The sequence below is a fragment of the Tangfeifania diversioriginum genome, assembly GCF_900141875.1.
In the GTDB taxonomy this organism is placed as follows: domain Bacteria; phylum Bacteroidota; class Bacteroidia; order Bacteroidales; family Prolixibacteraceae; genus Tangfeifania; species Tangfeifania diversioriginum.
Genome location: NZ_FQZE01000036.1, coordinates 1 through 21,316, shown reverse-complemented (window position 1 = coordinate 21,316; position 21,316 = coordinate 1). Strand labels below are relative to the sequence as shown.

The following is a 21,316-nucleotide window of genomic DNA, read 5'->3' as shown; positions in this document are numbered from 1 at the left end:
ATGAACCTTGTAATTGACATCGGGAATACACGAACCAAAATATCGCTATTCAACAGGGGCGAAATGGCAATTACAGTCCCGTTGGATGTATTGCGAACTGAAGACATCAATCGCCTGAAAAATGAACATCCTTCGCTGAACAAGGCGATTATTTCTGCCGTCAGGGATGTTCCGCAGGATTTGAAAACCGCTCTTCAGCAAAATTTTGAAACATTTATTGAACTGGATGCCAATACACCTTTGCCTATTGAAAACTGCTACCAAACAAAAGAGACACTTGGCAAAGACAGGATAGCCGCAGTGGTTGGCGCATTTAAGGCCTACCCCAATTCCAACATTCTGGTTATTGATGCCGGAACGGCAATTACCTACGATTTCATTAACGACAAAGGGCAGTACCTGGGCGGTAATATTTCCCCCGGACTGGAAATGCGCTTTAAAGCATTGCACCAGTTCACCGGAAAACTTCCATTAGTCCGGCAATCTGACTTCACTAATCTCTTTGGCCGAACCACCGAAGAAGCAATCAGGGCAGGAGTTCAGCACGGCATTGTACATGAAGCTGATAGAGTCATTGATTCTTTTAAGGAATTTTATAAAAATTTAAACGTTATTATTACCGGTGGAGATGCCAATTTTTTTGATTTGAAATTAAAAAATTCTTTCTTTGTACATTTCAATTTAACAGCCTTAGGGTTAAACCACATATTAGAATATAATGGGGAGATTTAGAAGCGTAAGTTTACTGACCGGGTTACTTTTATTTCCGGTTTTTTTGTTTGCACAATTTAATAATAATACAACGTCGCCATACTCGCGTTTTGGGTTGGGCGACTTGCAGCCATACAGTTTCGGACGAACAACAGCGATGGGAGGTGCATCGCTTGCAAGCAGAAACAACCAGCAAATAAATACCTCAAATCCGGCATCCTATACATCTGTCGATTCCCTCTCGTTTTTATTTGAATTTGGAGTATATGGCAAATTCTCGAGGTACAGCAACGACATAAACGAAATGGAGGCTAACGATATCAATTTCAGGTACTTTGCAATGAATTTCCAGATTACCAACTGGCTGGCAACCAGTTTAGGGCTCACCCCATACTCCGATGTTGGATACAATGTACAGGTAGCCGAAAATGTTGAAAATGCAGGCAATGTGCTCTACTCCTATTTTGGTGAAGGTTCACTCTCAAAAGCTTACTTGGGGGTGGCTGTAGAACCCATTAAAAATGTATCGGTGGGCGCCAATTTCAACTACATGTTTGGTACCTTAAACCGCAATGCGGAGGTGAATTTCCTTGATGAACGCGATTTTTACAACATACAGAAATACGAAGCTGTCAGAATGCGCGATTTCAACCTGAATTTTGGAGCACAGGCCACCATTCCTTTAAAGGAGGAACAGCACCTTGTTTTAGCGGCTGTTCTCGAAACCCAGCCTAAATTAACCGGCTTCTATTCCGACCTAAGCAGCAAATATTTAACCTATACAATTGGTACAAGCACCAACACCGACCAGGATACGTTAAATTTTCAAAGTGAAGATGAAAGCACCATTCAACTGCCGCTAAGTTACGGATTCGGAGTTTCGTATGTCAGAGAAAACAGCCTCGAAGTCAACTTCGACTATTACCACCAGGCGTGGTCGAAAGCAAAATTTTTCGGTTCAGTTGATCCGGTTTTAACAGATTTAGATAAATTTGCGCTCGGAGCCGAATGGATTCCCGACCGTTTTTCAATAAGAAGTTATTTGAACAGAATTGCATACCGCGCTGGGGTTAAATACGAAAAATCGTACCTCATGCTTAATAATCAACAAATTAACGATTTTGGCATAAGTTTTGGAGTAGGATTACCAGTATATCGTTCCAATTCAACCATAAATATTTCAGCTGAATTAGGAAAAAGAGGAACGAAACAACACAATTTAGTTCTTGAAAATTATGCAAAAGTTAATTTAAGCGTAAATTTATATGACTTGTGGTTTATACAACGGAGATTTGATTAAAATTAAAAACAAAAATTAAAATAAAACTATGAAAGCTTTTTTTCGCATAGCACTCTTAATTACCGCAGTTGCATTCTCTGCCGCAACTACATTGCAGGCACAAAGAGTTGTTAAAGGCACAGTTTACCGCGACGGTGAACCTGCCGCAGGAATTACAGTAGAAGTACACAGAGGTGGAACTATGCTGACAGGCTTCGACGGACAGTACGAATTGGAAGCCCATGAAAAATCGAAATGGATAAAATTTACTTATATCAACGACACCAAAAAGCTGGACATCGATGATAAACAAGGTAATGTTTTCGACTTTGCCTGGAGCGGGGAAATTCCTTCGGGTGACGAAGAGGAAGAAACCGGAGAGGTAGTTTTAAAAACCGCCGAGGAACTCATTAACGAACAGGACAGGGATTTCATGAATACGTATTCGCTGTACAACGAATATTATAAACAAGAAAATTACGAATCCGCATTGCCGCACTGGAAAACAGTATTCAATAAATACCCGAAATCAATAAAAAACGTTTATATCCAGGGAGCCAAAATTTATGACCATTTCATCGAGAATGCCGAAACACCCGAAGAGAGGGAAAAATACATTGATCAGCTGATGAAAATTTACGACAAGCGAGTCAAGTATTTTGGTGAAAAGGGTTATGTACTGGGCCGGAAAGCAACAGACTTCCTTGACTATAAGCTAAATACTGACACTCCGCCAGAAGGTGAGGCACTCAAGGAAACCATGAAAAAAGGGTACGAATGGCTCAACCAGTCAATTGAAGAACAACAAACAGAAACAGAATTGCCCATATTTGTTTTAATGATGCAAACCACGCGATCGTTATTCAAGCTGGGCGAAATTCCAAAAGAAACGGTTGTAAGAAATTTCGATAAATGCAACAACCTGCTCAATACCATAAAATCAGAAGCCGAAGAAGACAAGAAACTGGAAGATATTACAAAAGTTCAGGCATACATTGAAGAAATATTTGGTTCTTCAGGAGCTGCCGACTGCGAAGCACTCATTAGTATTTTCCAGCCACAATACGAAGAAAATAAAGAAGATGCTGAATTTATAAAAAGCATGCTCCGCCGCCTTGGAGATGCCAACTGCGACGAAAGCCAGTTGTTTGCCCAGGCAACCGAAAGGCTCTATGAACTGGAACCGTCGGCTGAGGCAGCATTTAACATGGCACGCCGGTACGTACAAAGAGACGAAACCGAAAGGGCGAAAAAATACTACCAGGAAGCCATGGATCAGGAAACCGATGACGACCTGCTGGCAAAATATTATTACGAATATGCCTATTTCATATTTGCCAAAGAAAACGCGCTGTCGGAAGCACGCAGTTATGCACGCAAAGCACTGGACATCAACTCCGATTATTGTGAAGCCTTAATGCTTATCGGTGACATTTACGTATCAGCCAGCAACTCATTTGGCGACGATGCCTTTGATAAAGCAAGTGTTTTCTGGTTAGCTGTCGATTATTTCGAGCGCGCCCGCAGGGCTGGGCAAGACTGCGCAATTGATGCATCGCAAAAAGTGTCCACCTACCGGAAATATTTCCCGAACAAAGAAGAAGCATTCTTCAGGGATGTTCAGGAAGGAGACAGTTATAAAGTTGGAGGCTGGATTAATGAAACAACAACAGCAAGGTTTTAAAAGCAAAATAGTAAGATTTAAAGGAATTGCAGCTCTTCTTGCAGGGGCTGCATTTCTTTTCTTTGGGTGCGAGAAAAACAACATCGAAAAAATCCAGGCTTTCTCGGCACCCGAAAACCTCCCTCAGCAGGAAGCCACAAATTTTGAAACACTTTTTACCGACAGCGGTAAAGTTCGCTTTTACCTGTTTGCGCCAAAACTTCTTCGATTCGAAACCGACGGGGATCCTTTTGTGGAATTCCCTGAAGGAATTGAATTAATCAGGTACGATTCTGCCCAAAATGTTGTTTCGAGCATAACAGCCGATTATGCAAAACAATACGAAAAAGAAGATAAATGGGAAGCCAAAAATAATGTGATTGCTACCAATTTAGATGGCGACACCCTAAAAACTGAACACCTTATTTGGGAAGAAAAAAACGAAAAAATATATTCAGATGAATATGTGAAAATCATTCGTCCCGACCAAATAATTACCGGCATTGGCTTTGAATCTGATCAGGCAATGGAAAACTGGAAAATTAAAAATCCCAAAGGAACTATTTTTGTTGAAGTAAACGAAAATGAACAAACACCTGCCGACTCAACTACGGTGCAGCCGGAAGAAAAACAGAAAATTACTCCTGAACCCGGGACGCTTCAGTTCCAAAATTGAAACTTTCCCTTCTTCTACTTCTTCTTCATTTTTTAAAATCCCATCTGCTTCAATCTACACATTTGCTCTTTTTAATTATAATATTGAAAAGCTGAAAAGTTGCAACAAGATCCCCCGCCGGCAAACATCCAAATAAACAATTGTTAATCAAAGCACTACGCCACCCAAAAGGTTGTTCCTCAAAAAAAAATAAATATTCATGGTTTCTTTCGAAAATTGTTATCTTCGTAGCTCGAAAAAATAAAAGTAAAATCTGCAATAAAAGAACTGTAAATCAATGGCAACGTTACAAACAATTAGGACAAGGGCAGGATTATTGGTTGCAATCGTAATTGGTATTTCGCTTGCAGCATTCATCCTTGGAGACATGTTCCAGGGAGGAAGCTCTCTTTTTCAGGGCGACAGGCTCGAAATTGGTGAAGTAGAAGGACAATCAATTCAATACCCTGAATTTCAGCAACAAGTAGAAGAATTAGGTGAAATATACAGAATGAACACCCAGGAAAGTCAGTTGGATGAAAGCACCTGGGTTCAGGTTCGCGAACAGGCATGGCAAAACAACGTTCGCAGAATTATTATGGACGACGTGTATGAAAACCTGGGAGTAGCAGTCAGCTCAGAAGAACTTTTTGATATGCTGCAGGGCACCAATCTTCACCCCATTGTTCAGCAACTGTTTCAAAACCCAAATACCGGGCAGGTTGACCGAAGCGCGGTAATCCGCTTCCTTCAAAATCTCGAATCTGGTGCAGTTGCACCCGAACAGCGTGAGTACTGGTTGTACCTCGAAGACCAGATTGTAGAACAGCGCATTCAAACCAAATACAATAACCTGGTAGGCAAAGGACTTTTTGTTACCACCGAAGAGGCACAAAATAGCCTCGAAGCAAAAAACAAGCAGGTTAGTTTTGACTACATTGCCTTGTCGCGAAACACAGTAGCCGACAGCCAGGTGGTAGTTGCTGAAAAGGACCTGAAAGATTACTACAACGCAAATCAGGAAAATTACCGTCAGGAAAAAAACCGCAATATTGAATACATTACATTCCCGGTTACCCCGTCGGATGCCGACTATGAGGATGCACAACAATGGGTAACCGACGCTGTTTCTGATTTTGCTTCGGCTGAAGATAACGTTGCATTTGTAAATTCAAATTCCGACGTAAGCTTTGACAATACCTGGTACAAACAAAACGAATTACCTGCCGATATTGCAACCTGGATTTTTGAAGGAGATGCTGAAGTGGGTGACATTTTCGGCCCTTATTTCGAAGACGAAGCCTACAAACTGGCCAAACTTCATGCTTCGGAAATGATGCCCGATTCTGTTGAAGCAAGGCACATTCTTTTGCAGGTGAACACCCAGGAAGAACTTCTCTCGCAACAAGAACTGGCTGACAGTTTGAAAACAGCTATCGAAAACGGAAGCGACTTTGGTGAACTGGCTCAGGAATATTCAGCCGATCAGGGTTCAGCAATTCAGGGTGGTGAACTGGGATGGTTTGGAAGAGGACAAATGGTTGAACCATTTGAGGAAGCAGCCTTCAATAACGATATTAACGAAGTGACAGTTGTTCCTTCGCAGTTCGGAATTCATGTTATTCAAACAACCGGTCGCGGAGATTTATCACGCCAGGTGCAGGTAGCATACCTTGTAAGAAATGTTGTGCCAAGTACCCAGACTTACCAAAATGTTTATGCCCGGGCCAGCGAGTTTGCCGGCGAAGTCACAAACAAAGTTGAGTTTGACGCTGCGGTAGAAGAAAACGATTTAAACAAAAGAGCAGCCTCCGTAAGAGAAAACGACAGGAATATCGCCGGACTTGAAAACGCCCGCCCGCTTGTTAGAGCCGCCTACGAATCAAAAGAAGGAAAGCTACTTCAGGATACTCAGGGATCCACAATTTTCGATTTGGGTGATAACTTTGTAATTGCCACACTTGCTTCTGCAACCGAAGAGGGAATTGCCGACTTCGAAAGTGTAAGAGACCGTGTTGAACTGGCGGTTATGAGAGAAAAGAAAGCCGAATTTTTAAAAGAAAAAGCGAGTGCTGCCATGGAAGGGAAAACCGATTTGGCTGCCATTGCAAGCGAACTCGATGCTACTGTGGAAAGCGCAAGTAATATTAATTTCAACTCGGTACAGATTCCGGGTGTTGGAATGGAACCTGCCGTTATCGGAACTGCAACAACGCTCGATGCCGATCAGATTTCAAAACCAGTTACAGGAAATAGTGGTGTTTACATCGTTCAGGTAACCTCTGTTACCGAAGGAACCAACCAGGATGTTGAAAGTGAACAAATGCAGCTGGCTCAGAATTTAACGTTCAGGGCTCAGTCAGAAGCCTACAACGCCCATCGCGAAATAGCGGAAATTGAAGACCAGCGAGCAAAATTTTATTAATAGTTCAGAATAGATATTATTCAGGAAAAGCTGCCCGGCAAAAGGCAGCTTTTTTTATTTTCAGCACTGAAAAATTCTATTTCTGAAAAGAAAATAAGATAAATTTGCTGACTATGGAATTATCAGTTGCCATTCCGTTATTTGTTATTTCTGCCCTGTTGGTGGCTGTAGTTGGTACTTATCTTACAAAAACAGCCGACCAGTTAGCTGACCTGACCGGATTGGGAGAGGCGATATTTGGCGCGGTGTTCCTCGGTGGAGTAACTTCTCTGCCAGGAATAGTAACTTCTGTAGTGGCCGCCTACAATGGGCATCCTGAGCTTGCCGTGAGTAATGCCATTGGTGGCATTGCAGCACAAACACTTTTCCTCTCAATTGCCGATATCACCTACCGGAAAACTAACCTCGAACATGCTGCTGCTTCAATTACCAGTCTGATGCAAGGAGTCCTGCTGGTTGGCTTGCTGGCATTTGTATTACTTGGGATGACAGGCCCTGAACTTTTGGTATTTCATATTCATCCTGCATCATTCCTGATTATCGGCGGTTATATTGTGGGAAGCAAAATGATTGCGAAAGCCAAGGACTGGCCTATGTGGAGCCCAAGAATCACAAGGGCAACGGTTAGTGATTTACCCGACAAGGAAAACATAAAACTTAACCTGAAAAGTGTAATTCTTAAGTTTGCTCTTTCAGCAATTGTAGTGGGAATTGCAGGATTCACAATTGCAAAAACCGGAATTGCCATTGCAGCAAACACAGGCCTGTCAGAAAGTATTGTAGGGGTTTTATTTACTGCTGTTGCCACTTCCTTCCCTGAACTGATTGTTTCTGTATCTGCCGTTAAACGAGGCGCATTAACGCTATCAATCAGCAATATCATTGGCGGAAATTCATTCGATGTTCTTTTTATTGCATTTGCTGATATGGCTTATTTCAACGGTAGTATTTTGCATGCAATTACACAAAGCCAGGTTTTTATCATGGCAATGACTATGCTGATGACCAGCGTTCTTATTATGGGACTACTTTACAGGGAAAAAGAAGGTTTTGGGAAAATTGGCTGGGAAAGCCTGGCAATAATAATCATATACTTTACCGGAAACATCATCTTGTTTTTTTACACTTAATTTGAAAACTTCCCGGCCGATCAAGAATTTGTTAAATCACTTTCAGCAAACTGACAGATATTTCATAATTGATTCAAAAAAAGATACTTTTGTCTGTTCGAATTAAAAACAATTAAAATAAAATGATATGGCTGATATAAAGAAAACAATTTTAATGATCCTTGACGGATGGGGAATTGGCGATGGTTCTGAACGCGATATAGTTTCTCAGGCTCCCACTCCATTCATGGATTCTCTGCTCGAAAAATACCCGCACTCTCAACTACTGGCTTCGGGCGAAAATGTTGGATTACCCGACGGACAAATGGGCAACTCCGAAGTGGGACACCTCAATATTGGTGCAGGCCGGGTGCTTTACCAGGATATGGTAAAAATTTCGAAAGCCATAAAAGATAAATCACTTTGGGAAAATCCACAAATTGTTGAAGCATACAACTACGCAAAAGAAAACAATAAAAAAGTTCACCTCATCGGGCTGATTGGCCCCGGCGGAGTGCATGCACTCAGCTCGCACATGGTAGCACTGGCGCAAATAGCTACCGACATGGGGTTGGAAGATATTTTCATCCACGGATTGACTGACGGTCGCGACACCGATCCCCGCTCGGGTTACGGGTTCATAAAAAATGATTTGGAAGCACTGAAACCCACCAATGCAAAATTTGCTTCGCTCATTGGCCGCTACTACGGTATGGACCGCGATAAAAACTGGGACCGGATGAAACTGGCCTACGACCTGTACACTCAGGGGAAAGGCGAAAAATCAACTGATATTCTGAAAGCAGTTCAGAAATCTTACGACAACGAGGTGACCGACGAATTTATGAAACCAATTGTGATGGTGGATGAAAACAACGAACCACTTGCAACCATCGAAGAAGGCGACGTGGTAATTTGTTTTAACTTCCGTACCGACCGACTGCGCCAGACAACCATCGCTTTCACCCAGGAAGACTTGCCCGATTACGGCATGAAAACCATGGATTTGAAATGGTACACCATGACCAACTACAAAACCGATTTTAAAAACATCAATGTTATTTTCGACAAGGAAAATGTGGTAAATACCATGGGTGAAATCGTTTCAAAAGCCGGACTGAATCAGATAAGAATTGCCGAAACGGAAAAATATGCACACGTAACGTTCTTTTTCAGCGGGGGGCGCGAAGAACCATTCGATGGAGAAGAACGCATCATGATTCAGTCGCCAAGGGTGCCAACTTACGATTTGCAGCCCGAGATGTCGGCACCAAAAGTGAAGGATGCCATTGTGCAGAAACTGAAAAACAAGGAAGCCGATTTCGTTTGCCTCAATTTTGCCAATGGCGATATGGTTGGCCACACCGGCGTTTATGAAGCCATTTACAAAGCTGTTGAAGCAGTTGACCAGTGTGCCAAAGAAGTGGTGGAAGCAGCGCTTGAAGGCGATTACGATGTACTTATTATTGCCGACCACGGAAATGCCGACAATGCCGTAAACCCCGACGGTTCGGAAAACACGGCCCACTCACTGAATCCGGTGCCCTGTATTTTTGTAAGCAACGACAAAACCAACGTAAAACTGGAAAACGGGATTCTGGCCGACGTTGCACCGACACTGCTTGCCGACATGGGACTGGAAATACCGAAAGAAATGACCGGCAAGAATTTGATAAGTAAATAGTTTCAAATGTCATTCCCGCGAAAGCGGGAGTCTCTTAATAATTGAAGGAGATCCCGGCTTTTGCAGGAATGACTGTTTTTGATTCCACCATGATAGAAATCGGACGCACCATAATCAGCCGCGATGTTTTTGAAAAAAAATTCGTATGCGACCTGCTGAAATGTAAAGGAGCCTGCTGCGTGGAAGGCGATTCGGGTGCACCATTAACACAGGAAGAAGCTAAAATTATTGAGCGGGATTATCCCAAATTCAAAAAATATCTTCCTGAAAAACATCAAGAAGTAATAGAAGACCAAGGCTTTTCAATGATTGACGACGATGGCGATTTAGTTACACCGCTCGTCAATAAAAAACAGTGTGCCTATACTTTTTACGATGAAAAAGGCATTTTGAAATGCGGCATTGAAAAAGCTTTTTTTGAAGGAGAAATTACTTTCCGCAAGCCGGTGTCGTGTCATCTTTTCCCCATCAGGATTACCGAATACAAGCGTTTCGACGCCGTTAATTACGAAGAGCTGGACATTTGCAAACCCGGAGTGGCCTGCGGAGAAGCACTGCAGGTTCCGCTTTATAAATTCCTGAAAGAACCACTCATCCGCAAATATGGCGAAAACTGGTACAAGGAATTGAAGATAGCAGCTGGTTACCTTGAAGAAAAACAGGATTAACCATCATCCCTAAAAAATCCGAACTTCCGGCCCGTTCTCCCGTTAAATAAATAAAATGGGGGAATAATAATGAGCGGAGTTCAATCAAAAATAAAAAATAGCATGCCGGTTTTTCTTGCAATTATTTCTTTCCTGGTAATGGTTACTGATTGCAAAGAAACCGAAACCAGGGAGATGACTGTGACAGCTTCAGCTTTTAACACACTTCCCGCTCAAACCCACCGCGACCATGCTGAAATCGGTGCATGGGGCGATACACTAAAGCCGGGAATGAAAGCCATTGCCGTTTCGCGCGATTTAATAGAACAGGGACTCACACACAACCAGCTTGTTGAAATTAAAGAGCTCCCCGGGAAATACCGAGTTCTCGATAAAATGCACAGTCGATGGAAGCAAAAAATCGATATTTACATGGGAGTCAACAGGGACCGCGCGCGGGAATGGGGCACTAAAAAAGTTACGATTAAATGGGAGGTGGAAAAACAAGAGTAGCTTAGTACTCACCGCCACCACCAAAGTCCATTCCGCCGCCACCGTTGCGGTCACCTCTTTCATCCGATTTGAAATTGTTGATCCGGTAGCTTAAAGTTAGCATTACTACCCTTGGTTCGCGCTTCCATTCAAACGAATTTCTAAAATCATCGCTGTACGATATGCGTTTGAACCGTGCTGTTCCCAATGGATCGCGAACACTGAGCGTGGCCGATAATTTCCGGTCGAAAAACTCGTGACGGTAAGAAACATTAGTGAAGAACATGGATTCGGACTCGCCCTGAACCGAAACGGAAGGTCCCCGGTAATAGGCGTTTATCTGCATTCTGGAATTGGAGGCAAATTTCAGGGTGGTATTCATCCGGCTGTTCCAGTTGTTGCTTTCCCTGTCGATATCTTCGCCATTCAAATCACCTGTAATCCGGTATTTAAACATCGAAACACTTGCATTTACCAAAAGCCATTCGGTAAAATTTATGTTTCCCGAAATTTCCAGCCCGGTAGAATAATCTTTGTTGAAATTGTCGGTATAGAGATAAAAAATACCATCATCTCCCATCTCCTGGTAACCCTCAATTTTATTGTTGGTCACCCGGTGAAAGGCATCGAGTGCAATGTACGAGCGGCCAAATCTTTTTAACGCCCCCAACTCATAGGAATCGGTATATTCGGGTTCGAGGTCGGGATTACCAAAACGAATGGTGTAGCGGTTGTAATACGACGGATTGGGGTCGAGGCTTCGTCCTCCCGGGCGGTCGATACGCCGGCTGTAACTGGCCATCAGTTCGTTGGTTTCCTTAATGTTGTATGACAAGTGTAGCGTGGGAAACAAATCGAACCGGTTTAATTCCGATGCTTCAGTTGCATTGGTGTTCAGAATTTCGCGGATGGTGTACTCTCCCCGAAGCCCGAGCATATATTGCAGGTTACCCAGGCTATTGCTAAAAGTTGAATACAGCGCGTGAATATCGCGCCGGAAATCGGTGGTACTGCTGAATTCCTCGTTCTCAATCCAGCTATCGGTTTCCTGGTCAAAACTTTTAAAAGAAAGTCCCTCGGTTTCTTTGTCCATGCGGCTTAACATCCCCGCTTCAAACCTGCCGTTTTCACTAAACGGATAAGTGTAATCCGCTTTCAATCTGAATTCGTTTTCTTCTTCCGTTTCAAGCGAAAAAACCCGGTCGAGGTATTCATCTGTTTTCTGGTAGTTTGAGTCGGCGAGGATTTCATCTTCTTTTTCTTCATCGTCACCTTTTTCACCCGAATAAAAAGCCATGGCTTCCAACTTGTGCCCTTCCGTATTAAAATTATGCTGAAAATTCAGGTTGACACTGTGAAAATCATTTTCGCGGGTAGAAGTCTCTTCGGTTACTGAAAACACCTCTTCCGAAGCCGGCTCAGTATATGCATAAGTATCGCCATCGCCAGTTCTGACACCAACAGATTTTCCCAACTCTCCGGATAGAGAGAGTGTGGTTTTATCAGACATGAACCACTCTATTCCTGATTTAAAATTGTGCCCACGCCTTATCCGGTCACTTGCCCCATTCATTTCCAAAAACGAAGTGGTATCGGCCAAATAGGTTTCGCGAATGGAAGTCATCTCGCCGTAGCGGTTTTCATCGCGCCAGTCGGCACCAACAAAAAGCCGCATTTTTTCGGTGCGGTAGTTCAGCGTAAAATCGCCGCGGTATTTATCGCCTGTGCCAACCGATGCATTTACAATTCCGCTAAACCCGTTCATCGAATTCTTTTTCATGACCAGGTTAATAATTCCGGCCATCCCGTCAGGTTCGTATTTAGCCGACGGGTTGGTAATAATTTCAATGCTTTCGATAGCCGAAGAAGGGATTTGCCGCAGCGCTTCACTCCCGCTCAACACACTCGGACGGCCGTCGATAAGCACCGTGAAATTTGAAGATCCTCTTACGGAGACATTGCCTTCGATATCAACCTGAACGGAAGGAGTATTTTCCAGCACATCCACTGCGGTACCGCCAATGGCACTGATGTCCTGGCTTACATTCACCACTTTCTTATCGAGCTTAAATTCTACAGGAGCTTTATCGGCCACAACATCCACGTCGCCTATTGCCACCGACGATGGCCTTACTTCAATTCGCCCCAGATCAACCGATTTATTATTCTCGTCAATTACAATTTCGGTTACTTTCGACTTCTCGAAACCGATAAATTGAGCTTCAAGATAAAACTCCCCCTGATCAAGGTCTGAAATTTCAAACTCGCCATTTTCGTTGGTGATGCCACCCGAAACAAGGGACGAATCGGTTTTACTGTAAACTGCAATATTTGCAAACTCCAGCGGGTCATTTGTTTCTTCGTGAATAACCACACCACTGATGCGTGAAGACCTTCTGTCGTCATCGGTTCCGGGAGGAGGATCATCATTTTCAGCTTTTGTTATAAAGGACAAGCTAAATATAATAAATGTGAGTGCTATTAATTTTTTCATTTTTTATGTTTCCTGTTTTAGCAATATTCATGACCCTATTAAGACAAAAAGGTATTTTAATGGTTTAAAATAAAAATTGTTAATGAGTTGTTAATGCAGTTAAAATGAAAAATGCACCTTAGTTAAATGAATGATATTGTCAAAAAGCCGATTCCTTAAAAGGCACTTCACCTGGCGTTAAAGTCCCCATGCAAATCATTAAACACATATAATATTGCAATATATTTTTTTACTTTTAAGCATTTGAAAACTATTTCATTATGGAGAAAATTGAATATAAACCAATCGGAATTATTCATACCGCGTTCAAAAAGCCTAAGGGGACCCCGATTCAGCCAACAGCCGGTAAAAAGGCAGAAGCTGTGGTTGAGATATTTCCCGAGTATGCCGACGGGTTGAAAGACCTGGAAGGCTTTTCACACATTATTTTGATCTACCATTTTCATTTATCGAAAGAGTCCCCATTGGTTGCTAAACCTTTTATGGATGATATTTTGCATGGTATTTTTGCCATTCGAGGGCCAGCCCGGCCAAATCCCATTGGGTTGTCGGTTACACGCCTGATTAAAATCGAAGGAAATAAATTATATATTCAGGGAATTGACATTGTTGACGGGACACCGCTGCTTGACATTAAACCCTATGTGCCCGAATTTGATTCAAAAGAAAAAGTGCGGACCGGCTGGCTGAAAAAAAATCTGAATAAACTCCCTGATTCAAAAGATGACGGACGGTTTTCAAAATAAGGAGTTAGTCTTCTCATTTGCCCAACCAGTCTACACACATAGAATTTATCACGCAATTTTCCCGAATTCTGATTTATAGTTTTCATTTTAACCAAATTCTCAAAACACAACAGCTTATTTAGACTAAATTCATATTGCAATTCAAATAAAAATTAAGATATTTATACATCTCGTTCAGCTATATTAGTTTTTATAATTATCTAAAAATCAAAACATCACTCAACCTTAAAAAATTGAAAAATAAACTCAATGCGAACATTTGTAAACTATAAGTGATGAAATACCGTATATAAAAAAGCAGCAAAAGGAAGACAAAATGGTTTACAGATCAAATAATATTATGGCATATGTTTCACCTGGCGAGGATGGGAAACTTTTTATGCATCAAATATTATTTTTTCAGCAAACATTGGGAATGCGGGTATTTATTTGCGGTATTAACGAAAAACCAGCGCTTTTGAAAAAAATTTTTAATCCTGATAAAAACCAATTTAATGGAAATATTACTCCTGAAAAACTTCGGGAATTCACCAAAAGTGCTTTGCCGGCTAAAGCACTGGAACATTTTTCATTCCGGGTAAAAACGGGCAAACGACTTCCGCTTTTAATCAGGCAATCGGATAAAGGAGGATATGAGTTTATGATAGTTGATAAAAGCAATTCGGGTTCCTCATTAAGCCCTCGTGAAATCGATAAACTAATCAACTATTCATACTGTCCGGTAATGACTCTTCATGAAAACTATCCTGTAAAAGAGATAAAAAAAATAGTTGTCCCGGTTGATGTTACACAATCCACAAGAAAGAAATTGTTGTGGGCCACTTATTTTGCTAAAAAGTATGGAGCGAAAATCATTATCGTTTCAGCCCTGACGCTAAATCTTGACATCAAAAAGAGCCTGGTTTACAGGAATTCAGAGAAAATAAAAACCTTGCTCTCAAAAAGGGATGTTGAATGTGAAGTGCAAATACTTAATGCTCATGAACAAGAAAAACACCAGGTTATTCTTACCTTTATTCGTAAAGAAAATCCGGATATGGTAATAATACGTACTCACCAGGAATCGAACCTTAATAATACCCGTATTGGCAAATTTGTTTCGGAACTTGTTCATCGTTGCAAAGCACCTGTGTTTACGGTTAACAACTACATTCCGGCTATCCCTGACGAATTTGTTTTGCAGTTGTAATTTGACCTGAAATGATTTGAAAGAATAACAAATATTAAAATCTTGTAAGATGGAAAATTCAATAAACAGTATGGAACAGATTGAAAAATATTTAGGTAGTAAAGCAGAAAATTTGTTAAACTACAAAGCCACCTGCATTTCCAAAGAGAGATTAACCCTTCCTGGCCCCTCGGCAATGGATGAGGTTTTCGGTATTTCAGACAGGAATGTGCAGGTATTAAAAAGTTTGTCTTCACTTTATCAACACGGGCGGCTTTCGGGCACCGGTTATTTGTCTGTTTTACCGGTCGATCAGGGAATCGAACACACCGCCGGCAGCTCGTTTGCACCAAATCCTGATTATTTTGATCCGGAAAACATTATTAAACTGGCTATTGAAGGCGGATGCAACGGGGTGGTAACAACGTTTGGCGGACTGTCATTGCATGCCCGAAAATATGCGCATAAAATTCCTTTTATTGTGAAAATAAATCACAACGAACTGTTAACCTATCCCAATAAATACGACCAAATAATGTTTGGAAGCGTGGAGGAAGCCTGGAACCTTGGAGCAACAGCCGTGGGAGCTACCATCTATTTTGGTTCGCAGGAATCGAACCGCCAGATTGTTGAAGTGGCAGAAGCTTTTGAGCGGGCCCACGAACTGGGAATGGCGACGGTTTTATGGTGTTATACGCGCAACAACAATTTTAAAACCAAAGAACAGGATTATCATACTGCCGCCGATCTTACCGGTCAGGCCAATCATCTGGGCGTTACCATTAAAGCCGACCTGATTAAACAAAAGTTACCCGAGACCAACGGAGGTTTTACCGCCCTCAAGTTTGGTAAAACCCACCCCGATATGTACAAAAAACTAACTTCGGATCATCCGATTGACCTTTGCCGCTACCAGGTGGCCAACTGTTACATGGGAAAAATCGGGTTAATCAATTCCGGTGGAGCCTCATCAGGAGCCGATGACTTTTCACTGGCTGTTCGCACGGCTGTCATCAATAAACGTGCTGGTGGCACAGGACTTATTTCAGGAAGAAAAGCATTTCAGCGACCCATGAAAGAGGGGATCAAATTATTAAATCTCATTCAGGATATTTACCTGCATAAAGAAATTACGGTAGCCTGAAAAATAAAAGTAGCATGGAACGACGAGTTTTTGGACCGGTACCTTCACGCAGGTTGGGGAAAAGCCTGGGGGTAAATAATATTCCTTATAAAATTTGCACCTATTCCTGCATTTACTGCCAGGTGGGAAAAGCGATTAAAATGCAGATTAACCGGCAGGAATTTTATAAGCCCGACGACCTGGCCGGTGAAGTAAAAGAGTTGTTAAACCACATTCAAAATGAAAAGGATTACCCTGATTACATCACCATCGTACCGGATGGAGAACCAACGCTGGACATCAATCTTGGGGTTTTAATTGAGAAGCTCAAAATGTTGGGTGTTCCTCTTGCAGTTATTACCAATGCTTCGTTAATCGATCAGCCGGAAGTGCAAAACGAACTGCTCAAAGCCGATTTTGTTTCTTTTAAGGCCGATTCTTTTTCCCCTGAAACCTGGAAAAAAATAAATATCCCGCATAAGCAACTCGACCTTCAAAGAATAAAAGAAGGAATACGTGTTTTCAGAAATTATTTCTCCGGGAAAATGGTTACAGAAACCATGCTGGTAAAAGGAGTAAACGATTCACCTGAGGAATTAAAAAACACTGCCCGGGTTATACAAGGTTTTAAACCTGATGTAGCCTACATTGCAATACCCACACGGCCGCCTGCGTTTAAAAAAGTTGAACCATCGGACGAAGGCACCGTGAATACCGCTTACCATATTTTCAAGGAATACATTAAAAATGTTGAATTGTTAACGGGCTACGAAGGCAACGCTTTTGCTTCTGCCGGAAATTTCAGGGACGATCTGTTAAGCATCACAGCGGTGCATCCCATGCGCGAAGATGCAGTTTTGGAGTTGCTGGATAAAACAGACGGCAATAAAAATTCACTTGAGGTGCTTTTGCAGGAAAACTTGGTTGAGAAAGTTCAATACAGCGGTCATTCATATTACCTGAGAAAATTTACCAGGTGAGTTTCCCTAAATTTTCCTAATCTCCGGAATCCTTGTCTTGCGTGTAGCTTCTGCAATTTCATTTATCTCTTTAAGTAATTCAGCCGAAATAGGAACTTCCTTTTCTTCATTTGAGAATTCAACACCCTTCATCCGCTCAATTTTCAAAAAAAGTTTCATCGGCTTTTCCATGCGGGTAAACATAAGGTTGTCTGCCACTTCTTCCAGCGTTTTAATCTCATCGGCCATCGCACTGGTACTCACTGCAAAAGCATACGTCCGGCTTTTATCATTTTGCAGGATATTTTTCAATTTTTCCAAAATGCTCTTTTTAAATGTATTGGAAAATAACAACAGGTTCAGCGCCGAACCGAAAACCATAGTTCCCAAATCGGTTTTATCGACCAAACTTTCGGCTTTTTCGATCGCTTCGTCCCATATTTCAGGGTTTAAAAGATTTGCCCTGACCGTATCATCATTGACAATTATACTCCGGTTTGTAAAAGGCTCAAACTGAATATATGCGATTTTCCCATTATAGTTTTTCAAATCTGTTCCATAAAGTTTATTCATGGCAATACGCACCATTTCGCCTGACGGATATTGCAACGGAACCCCGATTAAGGAACCGCCGGCTTTTAACCATGCATCGACAAAAGCAAATTCAACCAGCGGTTTTCCGGTGCCTCCCGGACCGCTGATTAAAGTTGATGAGGGAACCTGCATTCCTTCGGGTAAAAGTTCTTCGAGCCAGGGGATATTGGTTTTTAATTTCTTCATAATTAAGTGCTCTGATAAGTTTTGAATATAACTTTCAAAAAAATCCGGTATGTTATCCAGGGCAGCTTTTGCTTTCCTCCTGCTTCTTCCGGACGACTTTGACCCATTTTTAAGGATTTCTCGTGCCAAATAATTTGGTTCCTATTCGTACCATATTTGCACCCTCATCTATTGCAATTTGGTAACTGTTACTCATGCCCATCGAAAGGTAACGCATTTCAACACGGGGAATTTCAAGCTTTTTAATTTGTTCGAACAGTGCTTTTGTGGTTTTAAAATACGGTCTCGCATCTTCCGGGTTTCCAAAACGCGGCCCCATGGTCATCAAACCCAATATTTGCAGGTTACTCAAATTATTAATTTGTTGAATAAGAGCCATGACATTTTCAGGCAATACACCGGTTTTGTTTGATTCCTTCCCACTGTTGATTTCAATGAGCACAGGCATCGTTTTTTCCAATTTGGTACATTGCTTATTCACCTCTTTGGCAAGCCTGACTGAATCGATGGTTTCAATCATATCAAAAAGCTGTACGGCTTTTTTTACCTTGTTGCGCTGCAAGTGCCCAATCATGTGCCATTTTACCGGTTCATCGATGGTTTGCCTCAGGTGTTCGGCTTCCTGTACATAATTGTAGCCAACTATTTGAATACCGGCTTGTATGGCGGCTTTTACTTCTTCTGCTGTTCTTGTTTTTGCCGCAGCAACAAGCATCACCTCCGGAGGCAAATTTTGCAGAATTCCGGTCACATTCTTCCGAATGGCATCCAAAGCCAATTCATCCATTTATTCAATTTTTAACCGATTTCGCACTATGTTAACGGAATCATTACCAATAACCTTAATCGAATCACTCGCCGTGGAGCTGCTTCTTTTTTGCGAGCAATTCATCGTGATTCTCGCTGTGATCAGAATCGGGAATAATGGCATCAACCGGACAAACCTCAACACATTGCGGCTCATCAAAAAAACCAACACACTCGGTACATCGATCCGGATTAATCTCATAAATCAAATCGCCTTCAGAAATGGCATTATTCGGGCATTCACTTACACATGCCCCGCAGGAAATACAATCATCAGTAATCATTAGTGCCATAAAATACCTCCTTCTTTTTTTAATTTTTTGGTTGATACGAATCCCACACTACCAACACCAATGCCCCTTTTTCCGATTCGAGAGGCCCGTGGTTTTCATGTGCGCTGAAAACCTGGTAGTCTCCCTTATGGTAAACCTTCCCTTCACTTTTGTATTCTCCGTCCAGAATAAAATGCTGCTCGGTGGTCACATGCGTGTGATTGGCCATGTGAAAATTTTCAGGTAACCTGAGCAAAATCGTTTTTTTGCCGTTTTCGTCACGCAAAGTCTTCTTTTCTGCGCCACTTCCATATTCCGAAGCTTCCTGCCAATGGGAGTCATCGTACAAATTCATTTTTTCTTTCATTTTACGGCCCTCCTTTAATTAATTACATATAAATATAATAAACATATTCTCATAATACAATGATTTATTTAGATTAATTTCAAATAAAAATCACACCTGAAGAAAAGATTGTTTTGTAAATTTGATGGAAGAAGAAAAAAGAACTAACTGAACAGTTTTTCTTTTTAAAAATTTGGCATTTAACATTTTATGGAAATTAAAAATACACGCAATGTTTTTCTGACTCCTGAAGTCGCGTCGGAATACGACGCATACTACCAAACGGAAACCGGGAAAATTGTTGACAACATTGAAAAAGAAATTGTTTGGGCCCATTTAAAAGAATTATCCAAAACGAACTGGCTGGAACTGGGATGCGGCACCGGACACTGGACAAAGTTTTTCAGTGAATCCAAATTTCAAATTACAGCCGTCGATAATTCGGAAGCCATGCTCAAAATTGCCCGTTCGAAAAGTCTCAAGAATGTAGAATTTTTGAATGCCGATGCAACCCGTCTTCCATTCTCCGACAATCATTTTTCAGGAATTGTTTCGATTACAATGCTCGAGTTTGTGGACGATTTGAAAGGAGCTTTAAACGAAATCGACCGCGTGCTGAAACCAGGCGGAACGCTTGTGCTGGGTTGCCTGAATGCACTTTCGGAACCGGGCAAAAACAAAAATAACGACCCTGTATTTCAACATGCGCGTTTTTTTACACCGAACGAAATAAAGGAAATATTCACTCGTTTCGGGAACCCACGCATTTCGGCAGGGGTGTACTTTTCACCTGATTTTGAACTGCTGGACGGAACTGAAAAACAATCAACCGCTGAGCCTGCATTTATTGCGGCCTCAGTACAAAAACAAAAATAAAAGCCATGGAAATTACAGTTGAAATCGGTTACTACCCGTTAATGAAAGAGTATGAAAAGGCTGTTGAAAGCTTTTTGGAAAAACTGGCCGAAAACAAAAATATCACCCTTGAAAGCGGGACGATGAGCAGCCTCCTGACCGGCAGTTACGAGAATGTGATGGAGCTGCTTAACCGCCAACTCAAACCATTCTTAGAAGAATATCCGTCCGTTTTTATCCTGAAAATTTCCAGCGCCTGCAAAACCTGCAAAACCTGAAGCTATGAAATCCAAAGGATACATTCACGTTTACACCGGAAATGGAAAAGGCAAAACCACCGCAGCACTCGGCCTGGCTTTGCGGGCAGTGGGTGCCGGTAAAAAGGTTTTTTTCGCGCAGTTTGTAAAAGGAAAAATCTATTCCGAAATTGAAGCGATAAAAAAGTTTGTCCCTGGTATCACAATCAAACAATTCGGGCTGGGTTGCTTTATTGTGGAAAAGCCTACTGATGCTGATATTCAGGCTGCGCGAAAAGGGCTAACAGAAGTGGCTGACATTCTGAAATCAGAAAAATACGATGTGGTTGTTTTGGATGAAGCCACCATTGCGCTCTACTACCAGCTTTTTTCTATCGATGAATTTCTGGATGTTTTGAAAAATAAAAACCCGAAAACCGAAGTGGTGGTAACCGGCCGCTATGCCCCGCAAGAACTGATTAAACTGGCCGACCTGGTTACCGAAATGAAAGAGGTAAAACATTACTACACCAAGGGGGTTGAAGCCCGGAAAGGAATTGAATTTTAGTGTCAGGTCAGACGCAGATTATTCGATGATTATAAGCAAAATATCAAATCGCAAAAAGCAAATTCCAAATAAGCACCAAAACTCAAAAAAACAATTTTCAAAACATGATGAATAGAGAGTTTTAGCCCGGATTATTCACAAATAATCCCTATCTCTCCCGATGACTATCGGGACGACTAAGATTCAGTAAAACTTTTTTTAAAAAAGTTCAACTTCATCTAAGTCGGGATTAACCTGAACTTTATTCATATTTTTAAAATTTATGAATAGTTCAGTCTCTCCAAAAGTGGCTTTTTC

Annotated in this window: 21 protein-coding genes; 16 read left to right on the top strand and 5 right to left on the bottom strand. The window is 41.7% G+C overall.

Annotated features, from left to right (window positions below; all coding sequences use genetic code 11):
- The 9 genes from BUC07_RS17720 (at window position 1) to BUC07_RS17675 (ending at window position 10,686) form a co-directional block, all read left to right on the top strand.
- Complete coding sequence (locus BUC07_RS17720; RefSeq protein ID WP_073172875.1) at window positions 1–732, top strand: type III pantothenate kinase; 732 nt, start codon at window positions 1–3, stop codon at window positions 730–732.
- A complete protein-coding gene (locus BUC07_RS17715; protein WP_073172871.1) occupies window positions 719–2,011 on the top strand; it encodes a BamG family beta-barrel-assembly machinery protein in 1,293 nt (430 codons plus the stop codon). The genes BUC07_RS17720 and BUC07_RS17715 overlap by 14 nt, the downstream gene beginning before the upstream one ends.
- Before the next feature lie 28 nt (window positions 2,012–2,039).
- Window positions 2,040–3,674, top strand: a complete 1,635-nt coding sequence (locus BUC07_RS21000; RefSeq protein ID WP_073172868.1) for a hypothetical protein — start codon at window positions 2,040–2,042, stop codon at window positions 3,672–3,674.
- Window positions 3,649–4,329 (top strand): LPS export ABC transporter periplasmic protein LptC, encoded by a 681-nt coding sequence (gene lptC / locus BUC07_RS17705; RefSeq protein ID WP_073172865.1) that lies wholly within the window; start codon window positions 3,649–3,651, stop codon window positions 4,327–4,329. Before BUC07_RS21000 ends, lptC begins: the two co-directional genes overlap by 26 nt.
- Before the next feature lie 277 nt (window positions 4,330–4,606).
- Window positions 4,607–6,733, top strand: a complete 2,127-nt coding sequence (locus BUC07_RS17695; RefSeq protein WP_073172856.1) for a peptidylprolyl isomerase — start codon at window positions 4,607–4,609, stop codon at window positions 6,731–6,733.
- A gap of 113 nt (window positions 6,734–6,846) precedes the next feature.
- Entirely contained in the window at window positions 6,847–7,863 is a 1,017-nt protein-coding gene (locus tag BUC07_RS17690; RefSeq protein WP_139279635.1) for a sodium:calcium antiporter, read from the top strand.
- 127 nt (window positions 7,864–7,990) lie between these two features.
- Entirely contained in the window at window positions 7,991–9,526 is a 1,536-nt protein-coding gene (gpmI, locus tag BUC07_RS17685) for a 2,3-bisphosphoglycerate-independent phosphoglycerate mutase (RefSeq protein ID WP_073172850.1), read from the top strand.
- A 41-nt stretch (window positions 9,527–9,567) separates the two neighbouring features.
- The gene (locus BUC07_RS17680; protein WP_245792729.1) at window positions 9,568–10,194 is read left to right on the top strand and encodes a DUF3109 family protein; all 627 of its coding nucleotides are present in this window, start codon (window positions 9,568–9,570) and stop codon (window positions 10,192–10,194) included.
- Window positions 10,195–10,263: 69 nt separating this feature from the next.
- Window positions 10,264–10,686, top strand: a complete 423-nt coding sequence (locus BUC07_RS17675) for a 3D domain-containing protein (protein WP_139279634.1) — start codon at window positions 10,264–10,266, stop codon at window positions 10,684–10,686.
- Window position 10,687: 1 nt separating this feature from the next.
- Here the strand turns inward: BUC07_RS17675 and BUC07_RS17670 are convergent, their stop codons facing one another.
- Window positions 10,688–13,159 (bottom strand): TonB-dependent receptor, encoded by a 2,472-nt coding sequence (locus tag BUC07_RS17670; protein ID WP_073172847.1) that lies wholly within the window; start codon window positions 13,157–13,159, stop codon window positions 10,688–10,690.
- A 260-nt stretch (window positions 13,160–13,419) separates the two neighbouring features.
- Between BUC07_RS17670 and tsaA the strand changes: the two genes are divergently transcribed.
- The 4 genes from tsaA to BUC07_RS17650 all read left to right on the top strand — a co-directional run bounded on the left by tsaA (window position 13,420) and on the right by BUC07_RS17650 (window position 17,176).
- Complete coding sequence (gene tsaA, locus BUC07_RS17665) at window positions 13,420–13,905, top strand: tRNA (N6-threonylcarbamoyladenosine(37)-N6)-methyltransferase TrmO (RefSeq protein WP_073172844.1); 486 nt, start codon at window positions 13,420–13,422, stop codon at window positions 13,903–13,905.
- A 316-nt stretch (window positions 13,906–14,221) separates the two neighbouring features.
- Window positions 14,222–15,094, top strand: a complete 873-nt coding sequence (locus BUC07_RS17660) for a universal stress protein (protein ID WP_083578329.1) — start codon at window positions 14,222–14,224, stop codon at window positions 15,092–15,094.
- Window positions 15,095–15,143: 49 nt separating this feature from the next.
- Window positions 15,144–16,217 (top strand): class I fructose-bisphosphate aldolase, encoded by a 1,074-nt coding sequence (locus BUC07_RS17655; RefSeq protein WP_073172838.1) that lies wholly within the window; start codon window positions 15,144–15,146, stop codon window positions 16,215–16,217.
- 14 nt (window positions 16,218–16,231) lie between these two features.
- Window positions 16,232–17,176: a radical SAM protein gene (locus BUC07_RS17650; RefSeq protein ID WP_073172835.1), complete on the top strand. Its 945-nt coding sequence runs from the start codon at window positions 16,232–16,234 to the stop codon at window positions 17,174–17,176.
- Between the two features lie 6 nt (window positions 17,177–17,182).
- Here BUC07_RS17650 and BUC07_RS17645 read toward each other — a convergent pair whose 3' ends face one another.
- From BUC07_RS17645 to BUC07_RS17630, 4 genes are all read right to left on the bottom strand, one after another.
- Window positions 17,183–17,935, bottom strand: coding sequence for an ATPase domain-containing protein (locus BUC07_RS17645; RefSeq protein ID WP_073172831.1), 753 nt, complete (start codon window positions 17,933–17,935; stop codon window positions 17,183–17,185).
- 109 nt (window positions 17,936–18,044) lie between these two features.
- Window positions 18,045–18,722, bottom strand: a complete 678-nt coding sequence (locus tag BUC07_RS17640) for a YggS family pyridoxal phosphate-dependent enzyme (RefSeq protein WP_073172828.1) — start codon at window positions 18,720–18,722, stop codon at window positions 18,045–18,047.
- 64 nt (window positions 18,723–18,786) lie between these two features.
- On the bottom strand, window positions 18,787–19,035 hold the full coding sequence (locus BUC07_RS17635) for a YfhL family 4Fe-4S dicluster ferredoxin (protein WP_073172824.1): 249 nt from the start codon (window positions 19,033–19,035) through the stop codon (window positions 18,787–18,789).
- Between the two features lie 19 nt (window positions 19,036–19,054).
- Window positions 19,055–19,381, bottom strand: coding sequence for a cupin domain-containing protein (locus BUC07_RS17630; protein ID WP_073172820.1), 327 nt, complete (start codon window positions 19,379–19,381; stop codon window positions 19,055–19,057).
- 189 nt (window positions 19,382–19,570) lie between these two features.
- Here BUC07_RS17630 and BUC07_RS17625 point away from each other — a divergent pair, with 189 nt between their 5' ends.
- Genes BUC07_RS17625 through cobO form a run of 3 tightly spaced genes read left to right on the top strand, consistent with a single transcriptional unit; the run spans window position 19,571 to window position 21,019 of the window.
- The gene (locus BUC07_RS17625) at window positions 19,571–20,236 is read left to right on the top strand and encodes a class I SAM-dependent methyltransferase (RefSeq protein ID WP_073172816.1); all 666 of its coding nucleotides are present in this window, start codon (window positions 19,571–19,573) and stop codon (window positions 20,234–20,236) included.
- Between the two features lie 5 nt (window positions 20,237–20,241).
- Window positions 20,242–20,493: a hypothetical protein gene (locus tag BUC07_RS17620; protein ID WP_073172812.1), complete on the top strand. Its 252-nt coding sequence runs from the start codon at window positions 20,242–20,244 to the stop codon at window positions 20,491–20,493.
- Between the two features lie 4 nt (window positions 20,494–20,497).
- Window positions 20,498–21,019: a cob(I)yrinic acid a,c-diamide adenosyltransferase gene (gene cobO, locus BUC07_RS17615; RefSeq protein ID WP_073172808.1), complete on the top strand. Its 522-nt coding sequence runs from the start codon at window positions 20,498–20,500 to the stop codon at window positions 21,017–21,019.
- The last annotated feature ends 297 nt before the right edge of the window (window positions 21,020–21,316 follow it).

What these genes read in the sequence shown, in the direction of transcription:
- BUC07_RS17620 (WP_073172812.1), top strand. Translation starts at nt 20,242, where the DNA reads ATGGAAATTACAGTTGAAATCGGTTACTACCCGTTAATGAAAGAGTAT.
- BUC07_RS17675 (WP_139279634.1), top strand. Translation starts at nt 10,264, where the DNA reads ATGAGCGGAGTTCAATCAAAAATAAAAAATAGCATGCCGGTTTTTCTT.
- BUC07_RS17645 (WP_073172831.1), bottom strand. Translation starts at nt 17,935, where the DNA reads ATGAAGAAATTAAAAACCAATATCCCCTGGCTCGAAGAACTTTTACCC.
- BUC07_RS17655 (WP_073172838.1), top strand. Translation starts at nt 15,144, where the DNA reads ATGGAAAATTCAATAAACAGTATGGAACAGATTGAAAAATATTTAGGT.
- BUC07_RS17715 (WP_073172871.1), top strand. Translation starts at nt 719, where the DNA reads ATGGGGAGATTTAGAAGCGTAAGTTTACTGACCGGGTTACTTTTATTT.
- BUC07_RS17690 (WP_139279635.1), top strand. Translation starts at nt 6,847, where the DNA reads ATGGAATTATCAGTTGCCATTCCGTTATTTGTTATTTCTGCCCTGTTG.
- BUC07_RS17630 (WP_073172820.1), bottom strand. Translation starts at nt 19,381, where the DNA reads ATGAAAGAAAAAATGAATTTGTACGATGACTCCCATTGGCAGGAAGCT.
- BUC07_RS17635 (WP_073172824.1), bottom strand. Translation starts at nt 19,035, where the DNA reads ATGGCACTAATGATTACTGATGATTGTATTTCCTGCGGGGCATGTGTA.
- cobO (WP_073172808.1), top strand. Translation starts at nt 20,498, where the DNA reads ATGAAATCCAAAGGATACATTCACGTTTACACCGGAAATGGAAAAGGC.
- BUC07_RS17640 (WP_073172828.1), bottom strand. Translation starts at nt 18,722, where the DNA reads ATGGATGAATTGGCTTTGGATGCCATTCGGAAGAATGTGACCGGAATT.
- BUC07_RS17695 (WP_073172856.1), top strand. Translation starts at nt 4,607, where the DNA reads ATGGCAACGTTACAAACAATTAGGACAAGGGCAGGATTATTGGTTGCA.
- BUC07_RS17650 (WP_073172835.1), top strand. Translation starts at nt 16,232, where the DNA reads ATGGAACGACGAGTTTTTGGACCGGTACCTTCACGCAGGTTGGGGAAA.
- tsaA (WP_073172844.1), top strand. Translation starts at nt 13,420, where the DNA reads ATGGAGAAAATTGAATATAAACCAATCGGAATTATTCATACCGCGTTC.
- BUC07_RS17625 (WP_073172816.1), top strand. Translation starts at nt 19,571, where the DNA reads ATGGAAATTAAAAATACACGCAATGTTTTTCTGACTCCTGAAGTCGCG.
- BUC07_RS17720 (WP_073172875.1), top strand. Translation starts at nt 1, where the DNA reads ATGAACCTTGTAATTGACATCGGGAATACACGAACCAAAATATCGCTA.
- BUC07_RS17670 (WP_073172847.1), bottom strand. Translation starts at nt 13,159, where the DNA reads ATGAAAAAATTAATAGCACTCACATTTATTATATTTAGCTTGTCCTTT.
- BUC07_RS17660 (WP_083578329.1), top strand. Translation starts at nt 14,222, where the DNA reads ATGGTTTACAGATCAAATAATATTATGGCATATGTTTCACCTGGCGAG.
- gpmI (WP_073172850.1), top strand. Translation starts at nt 7,991, where the DNA reads ATGGCTGATATAAAGAAAACAATTTTAATGATCCTTGACGGATGGGGA.
- lptC (WP_073172865.1), top strand. Translation starts at nt 3,649, where the DNA reads ATGAAACAACAACAGCAAGGTTTTAAAAGCAAAATAGTAAGATTTAAA.
- BUC07_RS21000 (WP_073172868.1), top strand. Translation starts at nt 2,040, where the DNA reads ATGAAAGCTTTTTTTCGCATAGCACTCTTAATTACCGCAGTTGCATTC.